The organism is Modestobacter muralis, from assembly GCF_010682105.1.
GTDB lineage: Bacteria > Actinomycetota > Actinomycetes > Mycobacteriales > Geodermatophilaceae > Modestobacter > Modestobacter muralis.
This window is the reverse complement of the sequence record NZ_JAAGWH010000013.1, coordinates 597,605-621,627: the sequence shown is the minus strand read 5'-3', so window position 1 is coordinate 621,627 and position 24,023 is coordinate 597,605. Positions and strand designations below refer to the sequence as shown.

Sequence of the window (24,023 nt, the reverse complement as noted above, 5' to 3'; positions counted from 1 at the left end):
GCATGGGGATGTGTTACTTGGCACTGACTTTCGGCACGCTGTTGAGTTCTCAAGGAGCGGACGCGCACGTTCCCCGACCAATTGCTCGGCCGTTCTTCGTGGCGATAGTTCCACCTTACACCAAGTTCCGCAGCAGTCGAACCTCAGGGGTTCTGTCCGGCGGTTTCCCAGGCCTTGCGGCCCGGTCCGTTCTCGCTTGGTGCATGGAGAACGATACACGCCTTCTGAGGGGGTCTGCACGGGGGGTGCGAAGGGGGGTCCAGCCACCCCCTGGCACGGGGCTCGAGCAGGGCGTTCGCGCCTCAGGCGACCCCGCGGGGGCGGTACTGGACGCTGACGCGCGGTCCGACGGCCTTCGTCGTCTTCGGGATGCAGTGCTCCCACGTGCGCTGGCACGAGCCACCCATGACCACGAGATCACCGTGGCCGAGGGTGAAGCGCACGCTCTCGCCGCCACCGACCGGACGCAAAATCAGCGGTCGCGGAGAGCCGAACGAGACGATCGCGACCATCGTGTCCTCGGTGCGGCTGCGGCCGATCCGGTCCCCGTGCCAGGCGACGCTGTCCCGGCCGTCGCGGTACAGGCACATGCCGGCGGTCACGAAGTCCTCGCCGAGCTCGGGCCGGTAGTGCGCGTTCAGCGCCGACCGGGCCTCGGTGAGGGCGTGGTGCGGCAGGCTCTCGTCGCCTCCGTACCAGCGGAGCAGACGCGGCACGGCCACCTCCCGGTCGTACATCTGGCGCCGGTCCTCTCGCCATCCGATGTCGCCCCGCAGCACGTCGAGCACCTGATCGGAGCCCTCGACCCAGCCGGGCAGGTGGTCGACCCAGGCCCCTCGGCTCAGGTGGTGCCGGACGACCCGACCGGCGAGCAGCGTGAGCGAGGCCTCTTCGGCCACGTCCCACATGGACGGCTGGTGCGCGAGCGACATGCCGAGAGGCTACTACCGGTTTCGCACAGGTGTTCGAAAACCTGTGGACAGTGGAAGCACCCCGTCCCCCTCCCCCCTCGCGAGCTCGGGGCGAGCCTCTGGGACGGGGCCGTTCAGGCGGAGAGGGCCAGGACGAAGGGCAGCACCGAGGCGGCACCGGCGCGGCGCAGCTCGCGGCCCGCGACCGTCATCGTCCAGCGTGAGTCGGCCAGGTCGTCGACGAGCAGGACCGGGGCGTCGCCGAGCTCGGCCAGGCGGGCGCGCAGTTCCGGGCCCACCACGATCCGCTGCCACACCCCGGCCAGCCGGAAGGCGCTGTTGCCCCCGGGCCCGCCGGTCGGGCCACCGTGCACGAGGTCCATGGTGCCCAGGTAGGGCAGCCGGCCGATCCGGGCCAGGCCCTCGGCGAGGCCGGTCACCAGGGCGGGCCGTCTCCGGGAGGGGACGGCCACGACCGCACCGGGACGCTGCGCCCAGTCCCAGGCGCCCAGCACCCGGGCGCACGCCTTGAGCAGCTCCTCGTCCGGCGGCGCGTCGGAGGCGATGCCCGGCTTGATCACCCGGTGCGCGACGTCGAAGGCCGCGTCCGGGTCCTCCTCGATGGAGGGGGCCTCGAGGTCCTCGGCGAGGGAGGCGACTCCGCCCATCCCGTCGTCGCCCAGCAGGGTGCGGAGCTTCTGGCCCCACCCCAGGTCGGTCAGCCGGGCGACGGCCCGGCCGTCGGCGAGCTGGTCCCCCGCGGCGATCTTGCCCTTCACCTCGACCCCGAGCCGGTCGGCGCCGGTGGGCCACTGCGCCCGGGGCGCCAGCTCCACCCCGGGCCGGTCCAGCCGGGCCGAGGCGGCCTGGGAGGCCCCGGCCGGGACGTCGGTGGGGTACCAGGGTCCGGCGCAGACGTCGCAGCGCCCGCAGGGAGCCGCGGTCGGGTCGTCGAGGGCCTCCTGCAGGAAGGCCATCCGGCACTCGGCGGTGTCGACCGGCTTGGCGTAGTCGAGCATCGAGCGCTGCTCGGCCTCCCGGGTCGCGGTGACCCGGGCGTACCGGTCGGCGTCGTAGGTCCACGGGACGCCGGTGGAGCGCCACCCGCCCTGCACCCGCTCGACCGCGCCGTCGACGGCGAGCACCTTGAGCAGCAGCTCGAGCCGGGAGCGACGGACGTCGGCGACGGTCTCCAGCCGGGCGACCGACCACGCCTTGCCGTCGGCCATGGCGGTGAGCACCGCGGCCGCGTGGTCCTCGCGCGGCATGGACGAGGTGGCGAACCACTGCCAGATGGCGATGTCCTCCGGGCCGGGCAGCAGCAGGACGTCGGCGTGGTCGACGGCGCGGCCGGCGCGGCCGACCTGCTGGTAGTAGCTCACCGGGGACGACGGCGCACCCAGGTGCACCACGAACCCGAGGTCGGGCTTGTCGAAGCCCATGCCCAGCGCCGAGGTGGCCACCAGCGCCTTGACCCGGTTCTCCCGCAGCGCCTCCTCGGCGTCCTTGCGGTCGGCGTCGTCGAGCCGACCGGTGTAGGACCGCACCTCGTGGCCGGCGTCGCGGAGCAGGGCGGCGGTCTCCTCCGCCGCCGCGACGGTGAGCGTGTAGACGATGCCGCTGCCCGGCAGGTCGCCGATGTGCGCCGACAGCCACGCCAGCCGGGCCCGGTCGGAGTCGAGCCGGAGCACTCCCATGCGCAGCGAGTCGCGCGCCAGCGGGCCGCGGACGGTGGTGACCTCCACACCGCCGGCGCCCAGCTGCTCGGCGACGTCGGCGACGACCCGCTCGTTGGCAGTGGCCGTGGTGGCCAGCACGGGCGTGCCGGCCGGCAGCTGGCCCAGCAGGTCGCGGATGCGGCGGTAGTCGGGGCGGAAGTCGTGGCCCCAGTCGGAGACGCAGTGCGCCTCGTCGACCACCAACAGGCCGCAGCGCTCGACCAGGGCCGGCAGCTGCTCGTCGCGGAAGCGCGGGTTGGTCAGCCGCTCCGGGGAGACCAGCAGGACGTCGACGTCGTCGGCGGCGAGCCGGGCGTTGATGTCGTCCCACTCGGTGACGTTGGAGCTGGAGATCTCCACGGCCTTGATGCCCGCGCGGCTCGCGGCGGCCACCTGGTCGCGCATCAGCGCCAGCAGCGGGCTCACCAGCACCGTGGGGCCGGCGCCGCGGCGGCGCAGCAGCGCGGTGGAGACGAAGTAGACCGCCGACTTGCCCCATCCGGTGCGCTGCACGACCAGCGCCCGCTGGTGCCGCTCGACCAGCGCGAGGACGGCGTCGTCCTGGCCCTCGCGGAAGACGGCGTCGGGACGGCCGGTGAGCTCGCGCAGGACCCCGAGCGCCTCGTCGGCCAGATCGGTCTGCACAGCGGTCGTCATGCCCCGACGGTAGGCGGCGGCACCGACATCTCGGGACCCGGCGTGCGCTCGCTGTGGACGAGCGGTTGGATGGGGACGATGCTGCCGCCGGACAACCACGTGCACTCGGAGTTCTCGTGGGACACCGGGCCCCGGGCCTCACTGCTGCGCGCCTGCGAGCACGCGGTGGCGATCGGCCTGCCGGCGATCGCCTTCACCGAGCACCTGGACTTCACCGTGTGGAGCCCGGACGACCGCGCGACCACCGACGGGCTCACCGACCGGCACCCGGCCAACCAGCTGCCCATCGACGTCGACGTGTACGCCGAGACGATCTGGGAGGCCCGGCAGCGGTTCCCCCAGCTGCGGGTCTGGTCCGGCGTCGAGGCCGGGGAGCCGCACCTGTTCGGGGCGAGCGTCGCGGCCCACCTGCAGGCCTCACCGGTCGACCGCGTCCTGGGCTCGCTGCACTCGCTGCCGGTCGACGGGCGGCTGATCGGGGTGAACCGGGTGCTGCACGCACCCGGCGTCGACCTGGTCGCCACGATGCGCCGCTACCTCACCGAGATGGTGACGATGATCGAGAGCAGCGACGTCTTCCAGGTGCTCGCGCACTGCGACTTCCCGCGCCGCTACTGGCCCGGCGGGCGCGACGAGTACCCGGAGGCGGTGTTCGAGGAGGAGTACCGGGCGGTGTTCCGGGCCCTGGCGGCCGGCGGCCGCGCGCTGGAGGTCAACACCACCAGCCCCTTGTGGTCGGTGGAGCTGCTGCGCTGGTACCGCGACGAGGGCGGGGACGCCGTCAGCTTCGGCAGCGACGGCCACCAGCCGCAGCTGGTCGGGCAGCGCTTCGACCTGGCCGTCGACGTCGTCGAGCAGGCCGGCTTCCGCCCGGGCCGCGACCGCTACGACTTCTGGCGCCGCTGACCCACCCGTCGTCACGGTCGACGTGTCGACTGCCGATGAGGACGGCGTGACTGGACTCCTCTTCGACGGCACCTTCTCCACCGAGGCGGTCGCGTCCGCCGGACACGCACTCGTCGAGCAGCTGTTCGACGAGGCGATGGCGACCATCGCCGCGCTGGCCGAGAACTGGGACGCCCCGGTCGAGGAGGCCGCCGCGGACGACGACGACGAGCCCGTCGCCCTGGTCGAGCCCGCCACCTGGTCGGCCGAGGACGACGACGAGGACGACGTCCGCGCCCTGTCCGGCTTCGAGCTCCCTGCACTGCTCCCGCGCCGGACCGAGGCCCTCGCCGCCTGAGCCGGCGGACCAGCCGGGGACGTGCGCCCCGGGCTGGTCGACGCGGCCGGGGCGGACCCGCACCGTCCGGTCGTGCGGAGGACGCTCACCGACGCCCCGGGCGCGCTGGAGCGGCAGGACGAGACCCCGGACCGTGTCTCCTCGGCCGCCTGCGGGGCACGGTCCGGCCGGTCGACCGCGTCCTCTGGTGACGTCCGCCGTCCCGGGGCCCGGGACGGCGGAGGTCAGGCGATGCAGCTGGTGTCGTCCGCGGTGCGCTCGCTGGTCGCGTAGGTGCCCGGCTCGGCCGGCACCGGGGGCGGGGCGTCGACCGCCTGGCCGACGGCGTTGAAGTCCTTGCCGAGCGTCAGCTGCACCGTCCCGGCGAGGACCGCGGCGTCGGCGGTCACCGCGGCACCGGGCACCTGGGCGGCCAGCGCAGCCGCCTTGCCCTCGTCACCGGGGGCGTGGGTGATCGTGGTGAGCTCGGTGTTGGCCGGGGCGTTGCCGCCGCTGCTGGCCACGAAGCCGGCCGTGCCCAGCGCCGTGGCCGCGGTCGCGGCGGCGCCGGTGACGCCCGAGCCGTTGAGCACGCTGACCGTGACCTCGGACGGCGCGACCAGGTCGACGGGCGCGGGGGTCTCGGCCGCCGGCTCCTCCTTCGGCTGGCTCAGCGACGCGAAGAACTCCTTCAGCGCGTCGGCGTCCGAGGGCACGAGCACCGCGGCCCCGTCGACGGTGTCGTCCTTCAGCCCGGGCAGGGTCTGGAAGGAGATGTCGCTCGGCTGCACCGACTGGAGCTGCGCGGCCAGCTCGAACACGTCGAGGTCGTCGTCGAAGGTGACGCTGCTGCCGACCTGCTTGACGATCTGCTGCTGCTTGGACAGGTCCAGCAGCAGGTCCTTGGACAGCAGGTTGCGCAGCATCCCGGCGATGTAGACCTGCTGGCGGCGCTGGCGGTCGAGCTCGGACGGGAGGCCGTGCCGCTGGCGCACGAACAGCAGCGCCTGACTCCCGCTGAGCGTCTGGGGGCCGGCGTCGAAGTGTGCGCCGGTGACGGTGTCGTCGACGGCCTCGCAGATGTTGACCTCGACGCCGCCGACGATGGTGCTGAGGTTGATGAAGCCGAGCAGGTTGATCTCGGCGTAGTGGTCGATCTGCAGGCCGGAGAGCTGGCTGACCGTGCGGATCAGTGCCTGGGCACCGGCGGCGTCCCGCTCGGCGTCCTCGCCCTCGGCGGCGTTGTAGCCGCCGCCGTAGGCGGAGTTGAGCTTGCCCTCGCCGCTGCCGGGGATGGGCACGTACAGGTCGCGCGGGAGGCTGACGAAGGAGGCCGCGGACCCGTCGGCGGGCACGTGCACCAGCATCATCGTGTCGGTGTTGAGCAGCCCGGACGTGTCGCCGGTGACGTACTCCGCCTGCTGCTCGGGGGTCAGCCCGGCGCGGGAGTCCCGGCCCACCAGCAGCAGGTTCATCGCCTCGCCGCCGTTGCCCTGCGCGTCGACGTTGCCGTCGGTGGGGATCGCGTCGGTGCGGCTCAGGCTGGCCTCGGCGACCTTGGCCAGGTACCAGCCCCAGCCGCTGCCGGCGAGCACCAGGACGCTCAGCACCGCGGCCAGCGCCCGGACACCCACGGCCAGCCGGCGCGTCGGGCTCACCTGCTCGCCCCCAGCAGACCGGGACGCCGTGGCGCCGCCGAGCGTGCGCGGGGTCTTCCCCGCGCGGGGGTCCAGCCGGGGAGGCAACGGCCTCGCGGACTCGCCGGGCTCCATCGACGACCTCCGGGGCGTGCTGGGGGATGGGGTGCGGTCGACCAACGCCCAGGATCACACGACCGGCTGTGGAACCGGTGCAGCCACAGCCCGCGACGCGCCGGGGTCAGGGCAGCGGGACGCCGCTGAGCTCCGCGCAGGCCGCGAGCAGGCCGTCCTGGACGGCGACGTCGGACACCGCCGGATGGGTCGCGCGCCGGGCGCGGTGGTACCAGTGGCCGCCGCTGGTGCGGGCCTCGTCGCCGTCGGAGACGGCGAGCCAGGCCTGGGTGACCGGGCCCTGCGCCAGGTCGTCCGAGGCTCCGGGCCCGCCCATCCGGGTGGCCACCCACCCCGGGTCCACGGAGTTGGCGAGCACGTCGGGCCGGCGCCGGGCAACGGCGGCGGACAGGACGGCGTCCCACAGCTTGCTGTCGGCGTAGGCCTGCGAGCCGTTCCACCGCCGCCGGGTCCACTGCAGGTCGTCCAGCGCCGGGTCGCCGCCGCGGTGCATGCCCGAGCTGAGGTACACCAGCCGGTCGGGCGGGGTCAGCAGCGCGGTGAGCAGGTAGGGGGCGAGCACGTTGACCGCGAAGACGTGGGCCAGACCGTCCCCGGTCTCGACCCGCTGCAGCTCCTGGTAGCCGACGGCGGCGTTGTGGACGACGGCGTCGAACCGGCCGGCGTCCTCGGCCTGCGCGGCGACCGCACGCATGCCGGCGATCGTGGACAGGTCGCCGACCACCACCCCCTCGGCGGCCGGCAGCGCGGCCCGGGCGTCGTCCGCCCGGGCGTCGGTGCGGGCGTGCAGAGTGACGGCGTGGCCGTCGGCGGCGAGCAGCTGCCCGGCCAGCAGACCGAGGCCGTCGGTGGAGCCGGTGATCAGGACGCGGGACACGCGCCCACGCTACGACCGGGCGGCGAGCACCCGGGCGGCCTCCCGATCGGCGGCGGTGTTGACCACCCCGGCCCGGGAGCCGCGCAGCTTCGCGGCCACGTGCTCCCCGACCGTGACCGGGAGGTACCGCGGCTCCTCCCCCGGCTCCAGGCAGGAGGGCAGGGTGGTGATCAGCGCGTCGACGTCCCCGTCGTGGAAGAACGCCGCTGACCGGCGGCGGACGATGGTGCCGTCGACGATCGGCGGCTTGACCCGGTGCAGGGTCGACAGCCACCGCTCGTTGGTCAGCCGGGCGGTGACGTCGCCGAGGTTGACCAGCAGCGCACCCTCGGCGGGCATGACGTCGTGCCAGTCGCCGTCGCCACCGAGCACCTGCAGGCCCGCGACCCGGTCGGCCCACAGCACGGTGACGATGCCGTAGTCGGTGTGCTCGCCCATGCCGGTGAGGTCGCCGTCGAGGCGCACGGTGCCCTCGGGCAGGGCGTAGTTGTTCATCCGCAGCACGTCGAGCGAGTGGCCGGTGAGCCGGGCGAAGAAGTCCGGCGCCAGTCCCAGGGAGTCGGCGAAGACCCGGGTGAGGGTGCGAGCGACCCGGGCGGCCTCGGTGAACCAGGCCCCGACGGCGGGCTCGAACCCGGGGACGTCGGGCCAGGTGTTCGCGGCGTAGTCGGGCTGGGGCAACCCGGGGGCGTGCGGGTAGGTGGCCTGCGAGGCGCCCACGTTGAACGCCTCGAAGAAGTCGTTCATCCGGCTCGCGGCCTCCACGCCCAGCGACAGCGACAGCGACTCGCTCTTCGGCGGGCTGTAGCCGCGGTTGACCTCCGGCGGGGTGCGCCAGCCGTTCTTGGCCTCCAGCGGCAGGCCGAAGAAGGCGTCCATCGCCCCGGCCAGCCCGGTGGCGACCGCGTCGGGCACCCCGTGGCCGACGACCTGGACGAACCCGACCGTGCGGCAGGCGTCGTCCATCGCGCGTGCGGTCGTCGCGCGCTGCTCCGGCGTCCCGTCGTGCACGTAGCTGGAGATGTCCACGACCGGGACGGCGAAGGTCATGGGCCCAGAGTCGCGGGCCTGCGTTACGGCAGGATCGCGTCCACGTAGCCGCCGTCGACCCGCAGCGCGCCGCCGGTCGTGGCCGAGGCCAGCGGGGAGGCGAGGTAGACGCACATGTCGGCGATCTCCTCCGGCTCGATCAGCCGCTGGATCAGCGACCGCGGCCGGTGCGTGCGCATGAACTCCCGCTGGGCGTCGTCCCAGGGCAGGTCGTCGCCGACCAGGGAGCGGACGAAGTCCTCGACGCCGCCGGTGTGGGTGGGGCCGGCGATCACGGAGTTGACCGCGACCCCGGAGCCGGCGGCCTCCGCAGGCGTTGCCGCGGGAGACCGCGAGCAGCGCCGTCTTGGTCATCCCGTAGAGGATCATCTCGGCGGGCACGACCACGGCCGAGTCGCTGGCGATGTACTGCACCCGGCCCCAGCCGCGCTCGACCATGCCGGGCAGGTAGGCGCGGGTGAGCCGCACCGAGGTCAGCACGTTGGTCTCGAAGTAGCGGCGCCACTCGTCGTCGGTGATCTCCAGAGCCGGCTTCGCGCCGAAGATCCCCAGGTTGTTGACCAGCACGTCGACGTCGGGCACGGCGGCGAGCAGTTGCGTCGTCCCCTCGTCGGTGGTGACGTCGCCGGCGACGGTGGTCACCCGGCCGTCGATGCCGGCCGCGGCGGCATCGAGCTTCGCGGCGTCCCGGCCGGTGAGGACGACGGCGGCGCCGGCTCCGGCCAGGCCGGTGGCGATCGCCAGGCCGATGCCCTGGGAGGAGCCGGTGACGAGGGCGGTGCGGCCGGAGAGGTCGATCTGCATGCCCAGCCCAAGGCACCGCGTCGCGGGGGGATTCCGCCCGGGACGCGAACGGGGGAGGGCAGGCCCTGACGGCACCACCCTCCCCCCGGTCCCCGGCCCCCTCGCAGGGTCCCGCCGCGCGGAGCGTGGCGGGGGGGGCGAGGGGGTCCTTCTTCAGGCGGTCTCGACCTCGAGGGTGACCGGGACGTTGCCGCGGGTGGCGTTGGAGTACGGGCACACCTGGTGGGCGGCCTCGACGAGGGCCTCGGCGGCGGACTGCTCGATGCCACCCAGCTCGACCCGCAGAGTGACCTCGAGGGCGAAGCCGCCGGCGTCGTTCGGGCCGATGCCGACCTCGGCGGTCACCGCGGAGTCGGTGAAGGCCACCTTCTGCTTGCCGGCGACCATCTTCAGCGCGCCGTGGAAGCAGGCGGCGTAGCCGGCGGCGAAGAGCTGCTCGGGGTTGGCGCCACCGCCGGGGCCGCCCATCTCGGTGGGCACCGTGAGGTCGAGGTCGATGGTGCCGTCGGAGGTGCGGGTGTGGCCGTTGCGGCCCTCCCCGGTGGCGGTGGCGAGGGCGGTGTAGACGGCAGCCATGGGTGGGCCTCCTGCTCGGACATCCGGTAGAGAGAACGATCGTTCTCCCTGCTGTCCCGATTCCAGCACGCCGCCCCGACTAGCGTCAACAGGGGGTTACCGTGATCACCGTGACCACCGCGACCAGGACGTCGGAGGCCCGGGAGCGCCTGCTGCGCACCGCCTCGGCGCTGTTCTACGCCGAGGGCCTGCGCGGGGTCGGCGTCGACCGGGTGGTCGCCGAGGCCGCGGTCACCCGGGCCACCTTCTACCGGCACTTCCCCGGCAAGGAGGACCTGGTCGTGGCCTACCTGACCGGTGTCGACCGGTCGGTGCGCGCACAGGCCGGCGAGCCCCCGGCCGACCCGGCCGCGGCCGCCCGGTGGCTGCACGGGCTCACCACGCTGGTCGGCGACTCGGTGTGCGGCGTCGGCTTCCGCGGCTGCGCCTTCATCAACGCCGCGGCCGAGGACCCCGATCCGGCGAGCCCGGTGCGCCAGGCCGTGCGGGTGCACCGCGAGTGGCTGGAGGGCGCCGTCCGGGCCGCGTTCGCCGCCGCCGGGCACCCCGACCCGGCCCGGGCGGCCCGGCACTGGCTGGTGCTGCGCGACGGCGCGATGGTCGCCGGCTACCTGGCCGACCCGGCGCAGGCGCAGGCCGTCCTGGACGCCGGCCTGCGCGACCTGCTGAGCCGGGCCTCCGCGCTGTAGCCCGGCGCCCTCAGCGCCGGGTCAGGTACTGCGGGGGCACGGCGTCGACCAGCCACACCCCGTTCGCCGAGCGGGTGAAGGTGGCGCCGTCCCGCGTCATCGCGGCGGCGTCCACGCGCAGGACGACGGGCCTCCCCCGGCGCGCGCCCACCTGCTCGGCCGTCTCCCTGTCGACGCTCAGGTGCACCGCGTGCCGGGCGCCCGGCCGCAGTCCCTCGGCCCAGATCGCTGCGAGGAACCGCTCGACGGTGCCGTGGAAGAGCTCATCGGGCGGGACGACGGGGGCGTGGCCGAGGTCGACCGGGACGCTGTGGCCCTGGCTGGCCCGGATCCGCGTCCCGGTCTCGTCGAGGGCAAAGCGCCGCTTGTCGTTGCGCGCGACCACCTCGTCGAGCTCGGCGCGGGTGAGCCGCAGCGCCCCGAGCAGGTCGTCGACGGCGACCCAGCCGTGCTCGTCCAGGGTCAGGCCGACGCTGTCCGGGTGGTGGCGCAGCACGTACGACAGCCGCTTGCTCACCCGGACGACGTCGGTCACCGCTCGTCCGGCGCCCGGCCCGCGTGGTCGACGAGCTCGCGGGCGCTCTCCACCTCACCGTGCATGCGTGCGCACGACGCGCAGCAGAAGAACACGCCGTCGGCCTCGACGCCGTGGCCGACCACCTTCACGCCGCAGTGCTCGCAGATGGGCGCCATCGCGTGGATCGCGCACTCGAAGCTGTCGAAGGTGTGCACCGCGCCGGCGGCGTGCACCTCGAAGCTGAGCCGGTAGTCGTTGCCGCAGACCTCGCAGGCAGCCATGGCTCGTCCCTCCCCTGGGCGTCGTGACCGGAACGGTCATGTGCGTGCCCGACTACCCGGGGCGACCCCGGGGTGAACCGGGGTCAGGCGCGGGCGAACCAGCTGTCGGGGGGCACGTCGGGCCCCGGCGGGGGCATCGCCGGCTCGGCGTCGGCCGGGGAGACCCACGGCCAGAGCGTGACCACACGGTCGGCGGCGGCGCGGATCGCCGCCCCGTCCAGCTCGGTGACGGTGTCGGGGATGCCCAGCAGATCGCAGCGGACGACCAGGCGCAGCGGGCCGGCCGGGGGCAGCGGGCTCATCCACCAGGTCTGGTCGGCCGCCAGCTGCCCGCCCCCTCCACCGCCCGAGTTCAGCACCAGCCCCTCCGGGCCCCCCAGCTGCCCGAACGGGTCGCCCTCCCCGGACGCGTTGCTGGCCCGGCGCCCGTCGGCGAGCTCGACGCCGAAGAGCAGCTGCTCACCGCGCCGGCCGTGGCGCCACAGCAGGCCGCCGATGCTGCGGTCCTCGAACCGGTCGAGCGCCTCGGGACGGCAGCGCAGACCGAGGGTGAAGCTCACGCCGGTGGTGTGGACCTGCACCCCGCTGAGCATGACCGCGGCCGTGTCGGTACGGGCGAGCACTGCACTCACCGGGACGGCGACCGGCGCCTCGTTCTCCGGGGCGCTGTGCCGGCGCATCCACTCGTCGTCCGGACCGTCGCCGCTGTTCATGACGTGCATGCCGCGGAGCCTGGCCGGTGTGGCCGGCTGCGGCAAGCGACTTCCCGCCGCCGTCAGCCGGGGCTGCGGTAGAGCAGGAACGCGACGTCATCGTCGGGGGAGTCGGCCAGCAGCTGGTCGGTGAGCAGGTCGGACAGGACGTCGGTGGCCAGGTGCCGACCGGCGACCAGGGCCGTCACCGCCCGGTCGATGCCCTCGTCGAGCGCCTCGTCGCGGCGCTCGACGAGCCCGTCGGTGTAGAGCAGCAGGGTCGAGCCCGGCGGCAGGCTGACCTGAGCCTCGGGTCGCGCCGCCCCCTCCAGCACGGCCAGGGGCAGGCCGCGCGCAGCTTCCAGCAGCTCCGCCCGCCCCTGCTCGTCGGCCAGGACGGCGGGCGGGTGACCGGCACTGCTGTAGCGCAGCGTGGCGGTGGCGGGGTCGACCACGCCGCAGAACACGGTGCTGCAGGTGGCGCCGGGCACCAGCGCAGCGAACCGGTCCAGCGCCGAGAGCACGTGCGCCGGCGAGCGGCTCTCCAGCAGCAGCGCCCGCCCTGCGCTGCGCAGCTGGCCCATCACGGCCGCCGCGTCGAGGCCGCGGCCGACCACGTCGCCCACCACCACGCCGTACAGCCCGCCGGGCAGGTCGACGACGTCGTACCAGTCGCCGCCCACCTCCAGGGTGCCGGCGGCCGGCTCGTAGTGGACCGCGAAGCCCGCCGGCAGCACGGTCGGCCCGAGGACGGCGCGCTGCAGGGTGACCGCGACCGCGGTGAAGAACTCCGCCCGGGAGCGGTCCAGCTCGGCCCGCTCCTCCGCGTGCCGGCGTTCGGCCAGCACGGCCTCGGCGTCGGCGACCGCGGCGGCGACCTGACCGGCGGCGAGCTCCAGGAAGGTCAGGTACCCGGCGTCCACGCGCAGGTGCGGGCTCGCCCCGAGCACCAGTGCGCCCACCGGGCGGTCCCGGCCGGCCGCGGTCAGCGGCAGCGCGAAGGCGGTGTCCACGTCCGCCGGACCGACCAGGCCGCCGCCGGTGTCGGCGAGGCCGGGCAGCCGGGCACCCAGGTCCCCGATCGCGACCACCGCGCCGGTGACGACCGCCTGCCGCACCGCCGCCTGCAGCACGTCGTCGGACGGCGGGTGTGCCGGGTCCAGGCCGAAGCCCCCGGTCCGCCGGGCGCCGTGACCGCCGTCCTCCATCAGGTAGACCAGGCCGAACGGACAGTCGGTCCGGGCCTCGGCCAGCACCTCGAGCGCGGCGGCACAGGCCGCCTCGGTGCTGCCGTGCACCGAGCGCGGCAGGCTGCCCAGCTGCTGCAAGACCGACATCCGGCGGGCGGCGAGCACCCGCGACGTCGTCTCCACGACCGTGTCGAGGATGCCGGCCACCTCCCCACCGGGCTCGACGACAGGGCTGAAGGAGAAGGTGAAGTAGGTCTCCTCGTCGAACCCGTGCCGGCTGGTGACGAGCAGGAGGTCCTCGCTAAAGGTCGCCTCCCCGGCGTGCACCTGCTCGACCATGCCGCGCAGGGTCGGCCAGATGTCGGCCCACACGTCGGACAGCGACCGGCCCAGCGCCGCCGGGTGCCGTGTACCGAGCAGGGGGGCGTAGGCGTCGTTGTAGACCATCACCAGGTCCGGGCCCCAGATGAGCAGCATCGGGAAGCGGGAGTTCAGGCACGCGCCCACGGTGGCGAAGAGCGTCGGCGACCAGGTCTCGACGTCGCCCAGCGCCGTGGCCGCCCAGTCGTGCTCCAGGACCGCCCGCTGGTGCTCGGACCGTGCGCCACGGGGCAACAGCTCGGCCAGCAGACCGGTCAGCGTCACACCTCTCCCGCAGTGCTCCGGTGTGCGCGCGGCACAGCAGACCGGCGGCCGCCGCCGAGAGCATGGCACGCGACCGGCGCCGTCCGGCCCAGGCCACCGGGCCGGCCGCGCCGTGCCCGGGTGCTCACGCACCACCCCGCCGGGGGTCGGCAGCCGAGCTCCAGCCCTGCTCGCGCAGCCGGTCGAAGGCGTCGAGCAGCAGGTCCAGGGCGAACTCGAACTCGAACTGCTCGTCGCAGCCCCCGCCGACGGCACCCAGGTCGCCCCGGGTCGCGGTCACCGCGATCTCCAGGACGGTCGGGAACCGTCGGCCGAACTCGGCGGACCGCACCTCCTGCTCCGCCGGGCTCGGGACGGGTGCAGCCGGGTCGTGCGGGGCGTCGAACAGCTCGGGACTGAAGCCCCAGATGCGGTTGCCCAGCGTGTGCAGGACGTGGTGGGTCAGGTCGGCGGAGAAGCCACCGGCGCGGAAGGCCGCAGCCAGGGCCTCCATGTGGTCGAGGACCACCGGCGATCGGGAGGTCCGCGACTCGATCGCCTTCCGCGCCCACGGGTGCCGGAGCACCGCCCGTCGCGCCGAGAGCACCCGCTGCTGCACGGCGGTCCGCCAGTCCGACCCTGGGGTGACCGGCTCGATCTCGCCGAGGACGGCGTCGACCATGCCGTCGAGGAGGGCGTCCTTGTCCGACACGTGCTTGTACAGCGCCATCGGGACGACGCCGAGCTCCTGCGCCAGGCGCCGCATGCTCAGCGACTCGATGCCGCCCGCATCGGCCAGGCCGACGGCCGCGGCGAGCACCCGGTCGCGGTTGAGCGGCGCCCGCCGCGCCTGGTCGACCACCGGTGCACCGTACCCCGTTGACAGCTGTACGCCGTACACCTAGCCTCCTCGCCATGCTGGTGTACGCCGTACACCACCAACGGGAGGTGGAGTCATGGACAGGGGCAACGCACGGGCGGCCGGTGTCTTCTTCGTGGTCGCGGCGGTGGCCGCGATCGCCGGGCTGGTGCTCTACCAGCCCGCCCTGACCGACCCGGCCTACGTCCTGGGCGCCGGTGCCGACGGACGCGTGCTCCTCGGGGGCTGGCTGGAGATGGTCCTGGCCGCGTCGTGCATCGGCACCGCCGTGGCGCTGTACCCGGTGGTCCGGCGGGAGAGCGAGAGCCTCGCGCTCGGCTACGTCTGCGGCCGGGTCCTGGAGGCCGCGGTCATCTCGACCGGCGTCGTGGCCACCCTGTCGCTGGTCACCCTGCGCCAGGGCGGTGGCCCGGAGGACGTCGCCGTCGCCCGGGCGCTGGTCGCCGTGCACGACTGGACCTTCCTCGTCGGACCCGGCCTGGTCATCGGCGTGAACAGCCTGGTGCTCGCGCTGCTGGTGTACCGGGCCCGGCTGGCGCCCCGCTGGATCGCCGTCCTCGGGCTGGTGGGCGGGCCGCTGGTCCTGCTCTCCTCGACCGCGGTCATGGCCGGCCTGCTGGACGACACCTCACCGTGGCGGTTCGTCGCGGCCCTGCCGGTCACCGCCTGGGAGATGAGCCTCGCCGTCCGGCTGATCGCCCGGGGGTTCGCGACGCCGGCCGCCGTCCGCCCGGCCGCGGCGCTGACCCCCGCCTGACCTGCACGGCACCCGCCCGGGTGAGTCGACGGCCGGCCTCTGCAGGTGCGTGCCCGAGCTGCCGATGGTGAGGTCGGGCAACCACCTCGAGACGACGGGGGCGGGTCGCCACCCGACCGGGGAGAGGCTCGTGCGCAGACAGCGCTCGGAGACCGAGCAGCAGATCGCCGACCTGCTGCAGACCGCGCGGCGGTCGCTGGGCCTGAGCGTGGCCTTCTTCAGCCGCCTGGACGGCACGACCCAGCACCTCGAGGTCGTCGAGTCCTCGATCCCGCTGGTGTTCCACGACGGGGTGACCCAGCCCCAGGACACCAGCTTCTGCCAGGCCGTGCTGGACGGGGAGCTGCCGGCGGTGATGCCCGACGTGACCGACTTCCCGGCGGCGATGCGGCTGCGGCCGGCCCGGGTCCCGCGGATCCGCAGCTACGTCACCGCCCCGGTGCGGCTCAGCGACGGCACCGTCTACGGCAGCTTCTGCGCCTTCGGCCTGCGCTCGGACCCGGAGCTGTCGACCCGGGACCAGGCGCTGATGGAGGTGCTGGCCAACGCGGCCTCGGTGATCATCGAACCCGAGCTGCGCGAGGAGCAGCGGCGCACCGAGATCGAGCAGCGGATCGTGCCGGTGATGGCCGGCGGCGGCCCGGTCGTCGTCCTCCAGCCGATCGTCGACCTGGCCACCGGTGAGCGCCGGGGCGCCGAGGCGCTCAGCCGCTTCCCCGGCGAGTGGGGCCGGGCCCCCGACACCGTCTTCGCCGAGGCGCACAGCATCGGCGCCGGCGACCGGCTGGAGCTGCAGGCCCTGGCCCGCGCAGCCGCGCTGCTGGACGACGTCCCCGGCTACGTCTCGATGAACGTCTCCCCCGCCACGCTGCTCACCACCCGCTGCCTGGACCTGCTGGCCTCCCTGCCCCTCCCCCGGGTCCTGCTGGAGCTCTCCGAGCACGACCAGGTGGCGGACTACGCCGCGCTGGGGGCCGCCCTCGCGCCACTGCGCGCCGCCGGCATGCGGCTGGCCATCGACGACGTGGGCGCGGGGTTCAGCAGCCTGCGGCACATCGTGGTCACCGACCCCGACGTCATCAAGATCGACCGCAGCATCGTCAGCGGCCTGGACACCGACCCGGTGCTCGCCCGGCTGGTCGAGTCCCTGGTCGACTTCGCCCACGGGGGCGCCGTCCGGGTCGTGGCCGAGGGCGTCGAGACCGCGTCCGAGCACGCCGTGCTCCGCGCGCTCGGGGTCGACGACGGCCAGGGCTGGCACTTCGGGCGCCCGGCACCGGCCGGCGTCCTCGCCGTCGCGCCCCAGGACGCCCGGGCCCTGGCGGGCTGACCGCAGGTGCGCGAGGACGCCGCCTGAGCCGGCGTCAGCCGCGGCGGTCGGCCATCGCCTGCACCAGTCGGACCAGCAGCGCGTGCGGCAGCGGCGCCGCGTGCCGCAGCTTCACGGTGTCCTGGCCGCTGCGCAGCGGCGCCACCTCGGCCTCGAGCTCCGGGTCCAGCCGCGGGACGGGGTAGAGGCCGATGTGGTGCTTCCACGCGCCGATGTGCAGCAGCGGCGCGCCGTCCAGGGTGAAGACCGGCATCGCGTAGCTGATCGCCTCCCCCGCGTCCGGGACGACCTCGCGGACGACGCCGCGCAGCTCCTCGACCCGGGCCCGGACGTCGGCGGGCAGCCCGGCCAGGTACTCCTCGACGGTGGCGGCCACTCAGTGCCCCCGGACCAGGACGCCGGCGGCCGCGGCGGCGCACCGAGCCGTGCGGGTGCCGCCGACCGACGGCCAGGACCGGGTGCTCACCCCGGCAGCCTGGCACCGCGCCGCCGGCACCGGAACCCGTTCCGCCACGCCGTCCGTAGATCGTCCGGGCCGGCCGGTACCGACCCGGGGTGCGGCTGCCGATGGGAGAGGACATGAGCATCAACGCCGTTGCCGAGGCCGGTCAGGCGACCACGGACGCGCAGGTCATCGCCGAGCTGGCTGCCGGCGCCCTGGAGTCCATCGCCCGCATCCACGCCGCGGGGCTGGCCGAGGTCGTCGACATCTCCGAGAACCCGGTGGTTCTCCCGCAGGAGCAGGCCGCCGAGGTCCCCGCGCCGGTCGAGGCCGCGACCGACACCGAGACCACCGACGAGGCCGAGGTCACCGTCGAGGCCGAGGCCCCGGTCGAGGCCGAGGCCCCGGTCGAGGTCGAGGTCGAGACCACCGTCGAGGTCGAGACCGACCTCGAGGTGCAGGCCATCGACGCGGAGCCGGCCACCGCCGAGTTCGCCACCCCGGCCGAGGGGCTGCGGGCCGTGCCCGTGTCGACCCGCGGCCGGCACCTCTCCGAGGCCGAGACCACCGAGTTCGCCGCCCAGCGCGCGGCCTGACCGACCCCAGCAGTCCTCCCGGGCACCGTGCGCACCTGCGCACGGTGCCCGCTGCTCACTCCGGGTCGTCGCCGACCAGGGTGCCGCCGGCGACCAGCGCGGCCTCCGGGTGGCGCAGCTGCACGTCGGGTTCGATGTGCGTGCGCGGGTCCCGGGCCACACCCGGGATCAACAGCGCGGCCAGGCCGGCCAGCACCAGCGCACCGGTCAGCATGAGGAACCCGTTGGTGTAACCGGACTCGCTCGGCAGCCCGCTCGGGCCGGCGTGGGCCGTCACCACCGAGGCCATGACGGCCGCGCCCAGCGACCCGCCGATGGTGCGGATGTTGGCGTTCATCCCGCTGGCCACCCCGGTCTGCGCCGGCTCGACCGCCGCGACGATGAGGTTGGACATCGCGGCGAAGGCCAGCCCGAAGCCGGCGCCCATGACCGTCGAGGCGACGAGCACCTGCCCCTGGCTCCCGTGCGCCAGCGCGAAGCCCAGGTAGCCCGCAGCGGCGACCAGCGTGCCGAGGACGAGCACCGTCTTGGAGCCGACCCGCTGGGCCAGCCGGCCGGAGACCAGGCCGAGGACGAACGACGCGATCGTCTGCGGCAGCAGCAGCAGCCCCGATGCCGTCACCGAGGACCCGAAACCGTAGCCGGCGGCGGACGGCGTCTGCAGGAACTGCGGCAGGAACGCGAACGCCGCGTACATCGCCACCCCGAACAGCAGTGCCACGAGGTTGGTGGTCCAGACCGCGCGGACGCGCATCATCCGCATGTCGATCAGCGGCTGCGCGGAGCGGGACTCGACCAGGATCCAGACCGCGGCCAGGACGACGGCGGCGACGAGCAGCCCGACGACGGAGACCGAGGTCCAGCCCCAGCTGGGCGCCTGGCTGACGGCGAGCAGCAGCGCGACCAGCCAGGCCGACAGCAGGAACGCGGCGGGCCAGTTGATCGCACCCGACGTGCGCACCGGCGACTCGGGCACCAGGAACTGCGCGGCCAGCGCCGCGGCGACGAGCACGACCAGGGGCAGCCAGAACAGCCAGTGGTAGCCCAGCGCGTTGACGATCGGGCCGGCCACGACCAGGCCCACCCCGGCGCCCACGGCGATGAGCGCGGAGATGGCCCCCACCGCACCGGCCACCTTCTCGCGGGGGAACTCGTCGCGGATGATGCCGAAGGCCAGCGGCAGCACGCCGCCGCCGATGCCCTGCACGACCCGGGCGACGATCATGACGGTCAGGTTGGTGGCCAGCGCGGCGAGCAGGCAGCCGAGCGCCAGCGCCGACAGCGCCAGGACGAACATCCGCTTCTTGCCGGTCATGTCGCCGAGCCGGCCCAGGATCGGCGTGGAGATGGACGCCGACAGCAGGTAGGCCGTCAGGACCCAGGTCACGTCGGACTGGTCGGTGCCCAGCGCGACTTCAAGGGTGGGCAGCACCGGGGTCACCAGCGACTGCAGGAGCGCGAACGCGATCACCCCCGTCGTCAGGACCGCGAAGGTCACCTGGTGGGGGGTGCGGCGTTCGGTCGTGCTCATGCGGCGGGTCCGTCCTGTTCGTTGCTTCCAGCAACGATCCGCAAGGCGGCGGACGTCCGATCACTTCCCGCGTGCTGCGCAGATCACATCGGCGCCGGGAACACGCAGGGCCCGGCAGCACGCGGCTGCCGGGCCCTGCGGGTCGTGCGGACGGTCAGCTCTGGCTGAGCTGCAGCGTCGGGTAGTCGGTGTAGCCCTCGTGGCCGGGGGCGTAGAACAGCTCCGGCCGCGGCTCGTTCTCCGGGTGCGCCCCGGCCCAGCGCTCGACCAGGTCGGGGTTGGCGATGGCCGGGCGGCCCACGGCGACGGCCTCGGCGTGCGCGGCCTCGATCAGCGCGACCGCCTCCTCGCGGGTGGTCACGGTGGAGAAGCCGCTGTTCGCGATCAGCGGGCCGCCGAACCGGCGGCGCAGCTCCTGCACGAACCCCCCGGCGGGCTCGGCGTGCAGCACCGAAAGGTAGGCCAGGCCCAGCGGGCGCAACTGGTCGAGCAGGGTGCCGTAGGTGGCCAGGACGTCGTCCCGGTCGGTCTCCAGCGCGCCCTGGATGTTGTGCTCGGGCGAGATCCGCAGCCCGACCCGGCCGGCGCCGACCGCCTCGGCCACCGCGGTGACGACCTCGACGACGAACCGGGCCCGGTTCTCCGGGGACCCGCCGTACAGGTCGTCGCGGGTGTTGGACGACGGCGCGAGGAACTCGTGCAGCAGGTAGCCGTTGGCGCCGTGCACCTCCACGCCGTCCAGCCCGGCCTCGATCGCCCGGCGGGAGGCGGTGACGAAGGAGTCGCGGACCTCGGCGGCCTCCTCGACGGTCAGCGCGTGCGGCACCGGGTAGGCCTGCTTGCCCGTCGACGTGTGCGTCTCGCCGTCGATCGCGATGGCCGAGGGCGCCTCGACCCGGTGGCCGTTGTTCGTGTCGGGGTGGGTGACCCGCCCACCGTGCATGACCTGCATGACGATGCGGCCGCCGCGGGCGTGCACGGCCTCGGCCACGCGGGCCCAGCCGGCGACCTGCTCGTCGGTGACGATGCCGGGCTGGCCGACGAAGGCCTGCGACTCGAACCGGGGGTAGGTGCCCTCGGTGATGATCAGGCCGATGCTCGCGCGCTGCGCGTAGTGCTCCACGATCAGGTCGTTCGGCACGCCCGAGTCCCCGGCGCGCATGCGGGTCAGCGGGGCCATGACGACGCGGTTGGCGAGCTCGAGGTCGCCCAGGGTCACAGGGGAGAACAGGTCCATGTCCTGAGCAAGGTCGTTGTCCTCGCCCACCATTCCGCGGTGCGGCCTTCCTCACGTCGCGGACCCGGAAAGTCGTTGCAGGACGGAACACCCGGGCGTCGTCCGGTGCTGGGGATGCCCGGAGGGGTGAGGACGACGCCGTCCCGGGCCCGACGGCCCCGACGCCGCCTCCCCCGCCGACCCCACGACGAGAGGACAGACCCATGGCGAAGACCTGGTTCATCACCGGCGCATCCCGCGGTTTCGGCAAGGAGTGGTCGATCGCCGCTCTCGAGCGCGGCGACAACGTGGCGGCCACCGCCCGCGACACCGCGACCCTCGACGACCTGGTCGCGCAGTACGGCGACCGGGTGCTGCCGATCCAGCTCGACGTGAACGACCGCGCGGCCGACGTCGCCGCCGTCCAGCAGGCGCACGACCACTTCGGCGGCCTCGACATCGTGGTCAACAACGCCGGCTTCGGCCAGTTCGGGATGGTGGAAGAGATCTCCGAGGAGGAGGCGCGGGCGCAGTTCGAGACCAACGTGTTCGGCGCCCTGTGGGTCACCCAGGCCGCGCTGCCCTTCCTCCGGGCCAACGGCGGCGGCCACGTGCTGCAGGTGTCGAGCATCGGCGGCATCTCCGCGTTCCCCAACATCGGCATCTACAACGCCTCGAAGTGGGCGCTGGAGGGCTTCACGCAGTCGCTGGCCGCCGAGGTCGCCGACTTCGGCATCAAGGTCACCCTCATCGAGCCCGGCGGGTACTCCACCGACTGGGGCGGCGCCTCGGCCAAGCACGCGACCGAGAACCCGGCCTACGACGAGTTCCGGGTCAAGGCCGCCGAGCAGCGCAAGGCCCGGCTGGGCGGCACCCCGGGCAACCCGGTGGCCACCCGCGAGGCCGTCCTGGAGATCGTGGATGCCGAGAACCCGCCGCTGCGCGTCTTCTTCGGCGACGCCCCGCTGGGCATCGCCACCGCCGACTACGAGTCCCGGCTGGCCGAGTGGAACGCCTGGGACGCCCTGTCCAAGAAGGCCCACGGCTGACCTGACGCACCCGAGGCCCGGTTCCCACGTCGGGGGCCGGGCCTCGCTGCGTCCGCACGGTGTGCGCTCCGGCGGGGTCCAGGACCCCGGGACCCGGCCTCAGCGCACTCCGTGGGCACCGCGGCCCCGCCGTTGTGCGCTGGTGGTCGTCTCCACGGCCCAGAGGCAGCCGCGGGTGCACAGCGGTGCGCCCCGCAGGGCTCGTGCGCCGACACGCTCGGTCCGCGCTCCGGCAGCCGCCGACCGTGCGCCCAACGGGGTCCCGCCGGTCGGGGGAGCCCGTGGAGCGCACGGTCGGTGGGTCAGCCGACGAGCTCGGCCTGGCGGACGGCGGTGCCGGCCAGGCGGGCGTAGCGGCCACCCTGCGCCAGCAGCTCCTCGTGCGTCCCGCGCTCGACGACCCGCCCCGCGTCCAGGACGGCGATCAGGTCGGCGTCGCGCACGGTGGACAGCCGGTGGGCGATGGTGATCGTCGTCCGGCCGCGGCTGGCCTCGTCGAGCGCGGCCTGCACGGCCCGCTCGGTCTCGTTGTCCAGCGCGCTGGTGGCCTCGTCGAGCACCAGCACCCGCGGGTCGCGCAGCAGCGTGCGGGCGATGGCCAGTCGCTGCTTCTCCCCGCCGGAGAACCGGTGCCCGCGGGCGCCGACCACGGTCTCGTAGCCGTCGGGCAGCGCGGCGATGACGTCGTGCACCTGGGCGCGGCGGGCCGCGTCGACCATCTCGGCGTCGGTGGCGTCCGGCTTGGCGTGCCGGAGGTTCTCCCGGATGGTGCCGTGCAGCAGGTAGGTCTCCTGGGAGACGACCCCGACCACCCGGGCGAGGTCGGCCAGCGTCAGGTCGCGGACGTCGACGCCGTCGATGGTCACCCGCCCCGACGTCGGGTCGTTGAGCCGGGCGACCAGCGAGGCCAGGGTGCTCTTGCCCGAACCGGTCTCCCCCACCAGCGCCAGCGTCGCGCCGGCGGGGACGGTGAGGTCGACGTCGGACAGCGCGTCGCGGTGGCCGTCGGGGTAGCGGAAGCCCACGTGGTCGAACCGCACCTCGCCGCGGACGGCGCCCAGCCGCACCGGGGCCGCCGGGTCGTCGATGTCGACCGGCAGGTCCAGGTACTCGAACACCCGGCTGAACAGCGCCATCGAGCTGGTCAGCTGCACGCCGATGTCCAGCAGGCCCATCAGCGGGCGGAACAGCGCGCCCTGCAGCGTGGTGAAGGCGACCAGGGTGCCGATGGTCATCCCGCCCGAGGTCGCCGGCAGGCCCGCGGCCAGGTAGATCAGCGCCGGGATGCCGGCGAACACGATGCTCATCGTCGCCATCCGCCAGCGGCCGGCCAGCTGCGAGCGGACCTCCAGGCCGACCAGGTCGTCCGAGGTCGCGGCGAAGCGCTGGGACTGCACGGGGCCGGCGCCCAGGGTCTTGCCGAGCAGGACGCCGCTGACGCTGAGCCCCTCCTCGACCTGGGAGTGCAGGTCGGCCAGGTGGCGCTGGCGCTGGGCGGTGATCGAGCGGCGCATCACCGCGACCCGGCGGGTGAGCCAGATCGCCGGCGGGAGCACGACCAGGGACAGCAGTGACAGCCGCCAGCTCAGCGCGGCCATGGCCACCGCCGTCCCGACGACGGTGGTGAGGTTCGCGGCGAAGGAGGTCGCGGTGGAGGTGACCACCGACTGCATGCCGCCGATGTCGTTGGTCAGCCGCGACTGCACCTCCCCGCCCTTGGTGCGGGTGAAGAAGCCCAGCGACTGGCGTTGCAGGTGGGTGAAGACCGAGGTGCGCAGGCCGTGCATGACGTGCTGGCCGACGGTGGTGGAGATCCAGGTCTGCAGCACGCCCAGGACGGCGGTGGCCGCGGCGACGGCGAGCATGCCGCCGACCGCCCAGGCCAGCAGCCGCACGTCCTGGCGGGGCAGCGCCTCGTCGATCACGAGCCGGACGAGGAACGGGCTGGCCAGGGCGATGGCGGAGCTGGCCACGATGAGCCCGACCACGAGGGCGAGCTGCCAGCGGTAGGGGGCGAAGAGACCGGCGGCCCGGCTCCAGCGCACGGGCGAGCGGTCGAGCTGGGCACGGTCGGCCGGGTCGGGCCGCCCGCTCGGGCGCCCGCCTCCCCGGCCCGGGGTCGTGGTGTCGTCGATGGCGACCACCCCTCTCTGTCGATGGTGAGGTTACCTCACGGTGTGGTAACCGCACCGCTGTCGCTACGATTCCCCGGTGACCGCCTCCCCTCCCGACGCCGGCACCGCGGTGCTCGGTGAGCTGGTGCTGGGCGTCGCCCGCACGCTGCGCCGCCGGTTCATGGCCGCCCTCGCCCCCTGGGACCTCTCCCCGCACCAGGCCCGGGCCCTGCGGGTGGTCTGCGGGCGCGACGGGGTGCGGCTGTCGGAGCTGGCCGAGGCGCTGCGCATCGCCCCGCGCTCGGCCACCGAGGTCGCCGACGGGCTGCAGGAGCGGGGACTGGTCGAGCGCTCCCCCGACCCGGCCGACCGGCGGGCGGTGGTGCTCACGCCCACGCCGGCCGGCCGGCAGGTGCAGCAGGAGGTCGACGCCGCCCGCGGGGCCGACGCGCACGAGCTGTTCGCCCGGCTCTCCGCCGACGACCGCGCCGAGCTGGCCCGGCTGCTCCGCCTGCTCACCGACTGATC

General features: G+C 74.4%; 24 protein-coding genes and 1 pseudogene. 8 read left to right on the top strand and 17 right to left on the bottom strand.

Annotation, left to right across the window (positions count from 1 at the left end; all coding sequences use genetic code 11):
* Positions 1-302 precede the first annotated feature (302 nt).
* Together GCU67_RS07090 and GCU67_RS07085 are read right to left on the bottom strand one after the other, a co-directional pair.
* On the bottom strand, positions 303-932 hold the full coding sequence (locus tag GCU67_RS07090) for an alpha-ketoglutarate-dependent dioxygenase AlkB (RefSeq protein WP_163610321.1): 630 nt from the start codon (positions 930-932) through the stop codon (positions 303-305).
* A 113-nt stretch (positions 933-1,045) separates the two neighbouring features.
* The gene (locus tag GCU67_RS07085; RefSeq protein ID WP_163610320.1) at positions 1,046-3,286 is read right to left on the bottom strand and encodes a RecQ family ATP-dependent DNA helicase; all 2,241 of its coding nucleotides are present in this window, start codon (positions 3,284-3,286) and stop codon (positions 1,046-1,048) included.
* A 69-nt stretch (positions 3,287-3,355) separates the two neighbouring features.
* Here GCU67_RS07085 and GCU67_RS07080 point away from each other — a divergent pair, with 69 nt between their 5' ends.
* Together GCU67_RS07080 and GCU67_RS07075 are read left to right on the top strand one after the other, a co-directional pair.
* Complete coding sequence (locus GCU67_RS07080; RefSeq protein WP_246214594.1) at positions 3,356-4,192, top strand: PHP domain-containing protein; 837 nt, start codon at positions 3,356-3,358, stop codon at positions 4,190-4,192.
* A gap of 46 nt (positions 4,193-4,238) precedes the next feature.
* The gene (locus tag GCU67_RS07075) at positions 4,239-4,529 is read left to right on the top strand and encodes a hypothetical protein (protein ID WP_163610319.1); all 291 of its coding nucleotides are present in this window, start codon (positions 4,239-4,241) and stop codon (positions 4,527-4,529) included.
* A gap of 224 nt (positions 4,530-4,753) precedes the next feature.
* Here GCU67_RS07075 and GCU67_RS07070 read toward each other — a convergent pair whose 3' ends face one another.
* The 6 genes and pseudogenes from GCU67_RS07070 to GCU67_RS07050 form a co-directional block, all read right to left on the bottom strand.
* Positions 4,754-6,166: an LCP family protein gene (locus tag GCU67_RS07070; RefSeq protein ID WP_338104835.1), complete on the bottom strand. Its 1,413-nt coding sequence runs from the start codon at positions 6,164-6,166 to the stop codon at positions 4,754-4,756.
* 220 nt (positions 6,167-6,386) lie between these two features.
* Positions 6,387-7,157 (bottom strand): SDR family NAD(P)-dependent oxidoreductase, encoded by a 771-nt coding sequence (locus GCU67_RS07065; protein ID WP_163610317.1) that lies wholly within the window; start codon positions 7,155-7,157, stop codon positions 6,387-6,389.
* Between the two features lie 9 nt (positions 7,158-7,166).
* Positions 7,167-8,207: an isopenicillin N synthase family dioxygenase gene (locus GCU67_RS07060; protein WP_163610316.1), complete on the bottom strand. Its 1,041-nt coding sequence runs from the start codon at positions 8,205-8,207 to the stop codon at positions 7,167-7,169.
* Positions 8,208-8,230: 23 nt separating this feature from the next.
* Positions 8,231-8,482 (bottom strand): SDR family oxidoreductase, encoded by a 252-nt coding sequence (locus tag GCU67_RS22320; RefSeq protein WP_338104837.1) that lies wholly within the window; start codon positions 8,480-8,482, stop codon positions 8,231-8,233.
* Between the two features lie 97 nt (positions 8,483-8,579).
* A pseudogene (locus tag GCU67_RS22315) lies at positions 8,580-9,011 on the bottom strand (SDR family NAD(P)-dependent oxidoreductase); the annotation flags it as partial.
* A 153-nt stretch (positions 9,012-9,164) separates the two neighbouring features.
* Complete coding sequence (locus GCU67_RS07050) at positions 9,165-9,587, bottom strand: organic hydroperoxide resistance protein (RefSeq protein WP_163610315.1); 423 nt, start codon at positions 9,585-9,587, stop codon at positions 9,165-9,167.
* A 110-nt stretch (positions 9,588-9,697) separates the two neighbouring features.
* Here GCU67_RS07050 and GCU67_RS07045 point away from each other — a divergent pair, with 110 nt between their 5' ends.
* Positions 9,698-10,276: a TetR/AcrR family transcriptional regulator gene (locus GCU67_RS07045; protein WP_338104834.1), complete on the top strand. Its 579-nt coding sequence runs from the start codon at positions 9,698-9,700 to the stop codon at positions 10,274-10,276.
* Positions 10,277-10,286: 10 nt separating this feature from the next.
* Here the strand turns inward: GCU67_RS07045 and GCU67_RS07040 are convergent, their stop codons facing one another.
* From GCU67_RS07040 to GCU67_RS07020, 5 genes are all read right to left on the bottom strand, one after another.
* Positions 10,287-10,811 carry an RNA 2'-phosphotransferase gene (locus GCU67_RS07040; RefSeq protein ID WP_163610313.1) on the bottom strand — a complete coding sequence of 175 codons (525 nt, stop codon included), beginning with the start codon at positions 10,809-10,811 and terminating at the stop codon, positions 10,287-10,289.
* Positions 10,808-11,074: a hypothetical protein gene (locus GCU67_RS07035; RefSeq protein ID WP_163610312.1), complete on the bottom strand. Its 267-nt coding sequence runs from the start codon at positions 11,072-11,074 to the stop codon at positions 10,808-10,810. The genes GCU67_RS07040 and GCU67_RS07035 overlap by 4 nt, the downstream gene beginning before the upstream one ends.
* An 83-nt stretch (positions 11,075-11,157) precedes the next feature.
* A complete protein-coding gene (locus tag GCU67_RS07030) occupies positions 11,158-11,796 on the bottom strand; it encodes a hypothetical protein (protein ID WP_163610311.1) in 639 nt (212 codons plus the stop codon).
* A gap of 53 nt (positions 11,797-11,849) precedes the next feature.
* On the bottom strand, positions 11,850-13,601 hold the full coding sequence (locus GCU67_RS07025; protein WP_163610310.1) for a SpoIIE family protein phosphatase: 1,752 nt from the start codon (positions 13,599-13,601) through the stop codon (positions 11,850-11,852).
* Positions 13,602-13,725: 124 nt separating this feature from the next.
* Positions 13,726-14,442, bottom strand: a complete 717-nt coding sequence (locus GCU67_RS07020) for a TetR/AcrR family transcriptional regulator C-terminal domain-containing protein (protein WP_163610309.1) — start codon at positions 14,440-14,442, stop codon at positions 13,726-13,728.
* Between the two features lie 94 nt (positions 14,443-14,536).
* Between GCU67_RS07020 and GCU67_RS07015 the strand changes: the two genes are divergently transcribed.
* Both GCU67_RS07015 and GCU67_RS07010 read left to right on the top strand, forming a co-directional pair.
* Entirely contained in the window at positions 14,537-15,217 is a 681-nt protein-coding gene (locus GCU67_RS07015) for a DUF4386 domain-containing protein (protein ID WP_163610308.1), read from the top strand.
* 130 nt (positions 15,218-15,347) lie between these two features.
* Positions 15,348-16,547 (top strand): EAL domain-containing protein, encoded by a 1,200-nt coding sequence (locus GCU67_RS07010; RefSeq protein ID WP_163610307.1) that lies wholly within the window; start codon positions 15,348-15,350, stop codon positions 16,545-16,547.
* A 34-nt stretch (positions 16,548-16,581) separates the two neighbouring features.
* On the opposite strand, the gene GCU67_RS07005 is transcribed toward GCU67_RS07010, so the two are convergent.
* The gene (locus GCU67_RS07005) at positions 16,582-16,923 is read right to left on the bottom strand and encodes a DUF1801 domain-containing protein (protein ID WP_163610306.1); all 342 of its coding nucleotides are present in this window, start codon (positions 16,921-16,923) and stop codon (positions 16,582-16,584) included.
* 203 nt (positions 16,924-17,126) lie between these two features.
* Between GCU67_RS07005 and GCU67_RS07000 the strand changes: the two genes are divergently transcribed.
* Positions 17,127-17,585: a hypothetical protein gene (locus GCU67_RS07000; RefSeq protein ID WP_163610305.1), complete on the top strand. Its 459-nt coding sequence runs from the start codon at positions 17,127-17,129 to the stop codon at positions 17,583-17,585.
* A 55-nt stretch (positions 17,586-17,640) separates the two neighbouring features.
* Here GCU67_RS07000 and GCU67_RS06995 read toward each other — a convergent pair whose 3' ends face one another.
* Together GCU67_RS06995 and GCU67_RS06990 are read right to left on the bottom strand one after the other, a co-directional pair.
* Positions 17,641-19,116, bottom strand: a complete 1,476-nt coding sequence (locus GCU67_RS06995; protein ID WP_163610304.1) for an MFS transporter — start codon at positions 19,114-19,116, stop codon at positions 17,641-17,643.
* Positions 19,117-19,270: 154 nt separating this feature from the next.
* Complete coding sequence (locus GCU67_RS06990; RefSeq protein WP_163610401.1) at positions 19,271-20,353, bottom strand: alkene reductase; 1,083 nt, start codon at positions 20,351-20,353, stop codon at positions 19,271-19,273.
* Positions 20,354-20,556: 203 nt separating this feature from the next.
* Between GCU67_RS06990 and GCU67_RS06985 the strand changes: the two genes are divergently transcribed.
* Entirely contained in the window at positions 20,557-21,381 is an 825-nt protein-coding gene (locus tag GCU67_RS06985; RefSeq protein ID WP_163610303.1) for an SDR family oxidoreductase, read from the top strand.
* A gap of 302 nt (positions 21,382-21,683) precedes the next feature.
* Here the strand turns inward: GCU67_RS06985 and GCU67_RS22730 are convergent, their stop codons facing one another.
* Positions 21,684-23,525, bottom strand: a complete 1,842-nt coding sequence (locus GCU67_RS22730) for an ABC transporter ATP-binding protein (RefSeq protein ID WP_338104833.1) — start codon at positions 23,523-23,525, stop codon at positions 21,684-21,686.
* A gap of 67 nt (positions 23,526-23,592) precedes the next feature.
* On the opposite strand from GCU67_RS22730, the gene GCU67_RS06975 reads away from it, so the two are divergent.
* Positions 23,593-24,021 (top strand): MarR family winged helix-turn-helix transcriptional regulator, encoded by a 429-nt coding sequence (locus tag GCU67_RS06975; RefSeq protein WP_338104832.1) that lies wholly within the window; start codon positions 23,593-23,595, stop codon positions 24,019-24,021.
* The last annotated feature ends 2 nt before the right edge of the window (positions 24,022-24,023 follow it).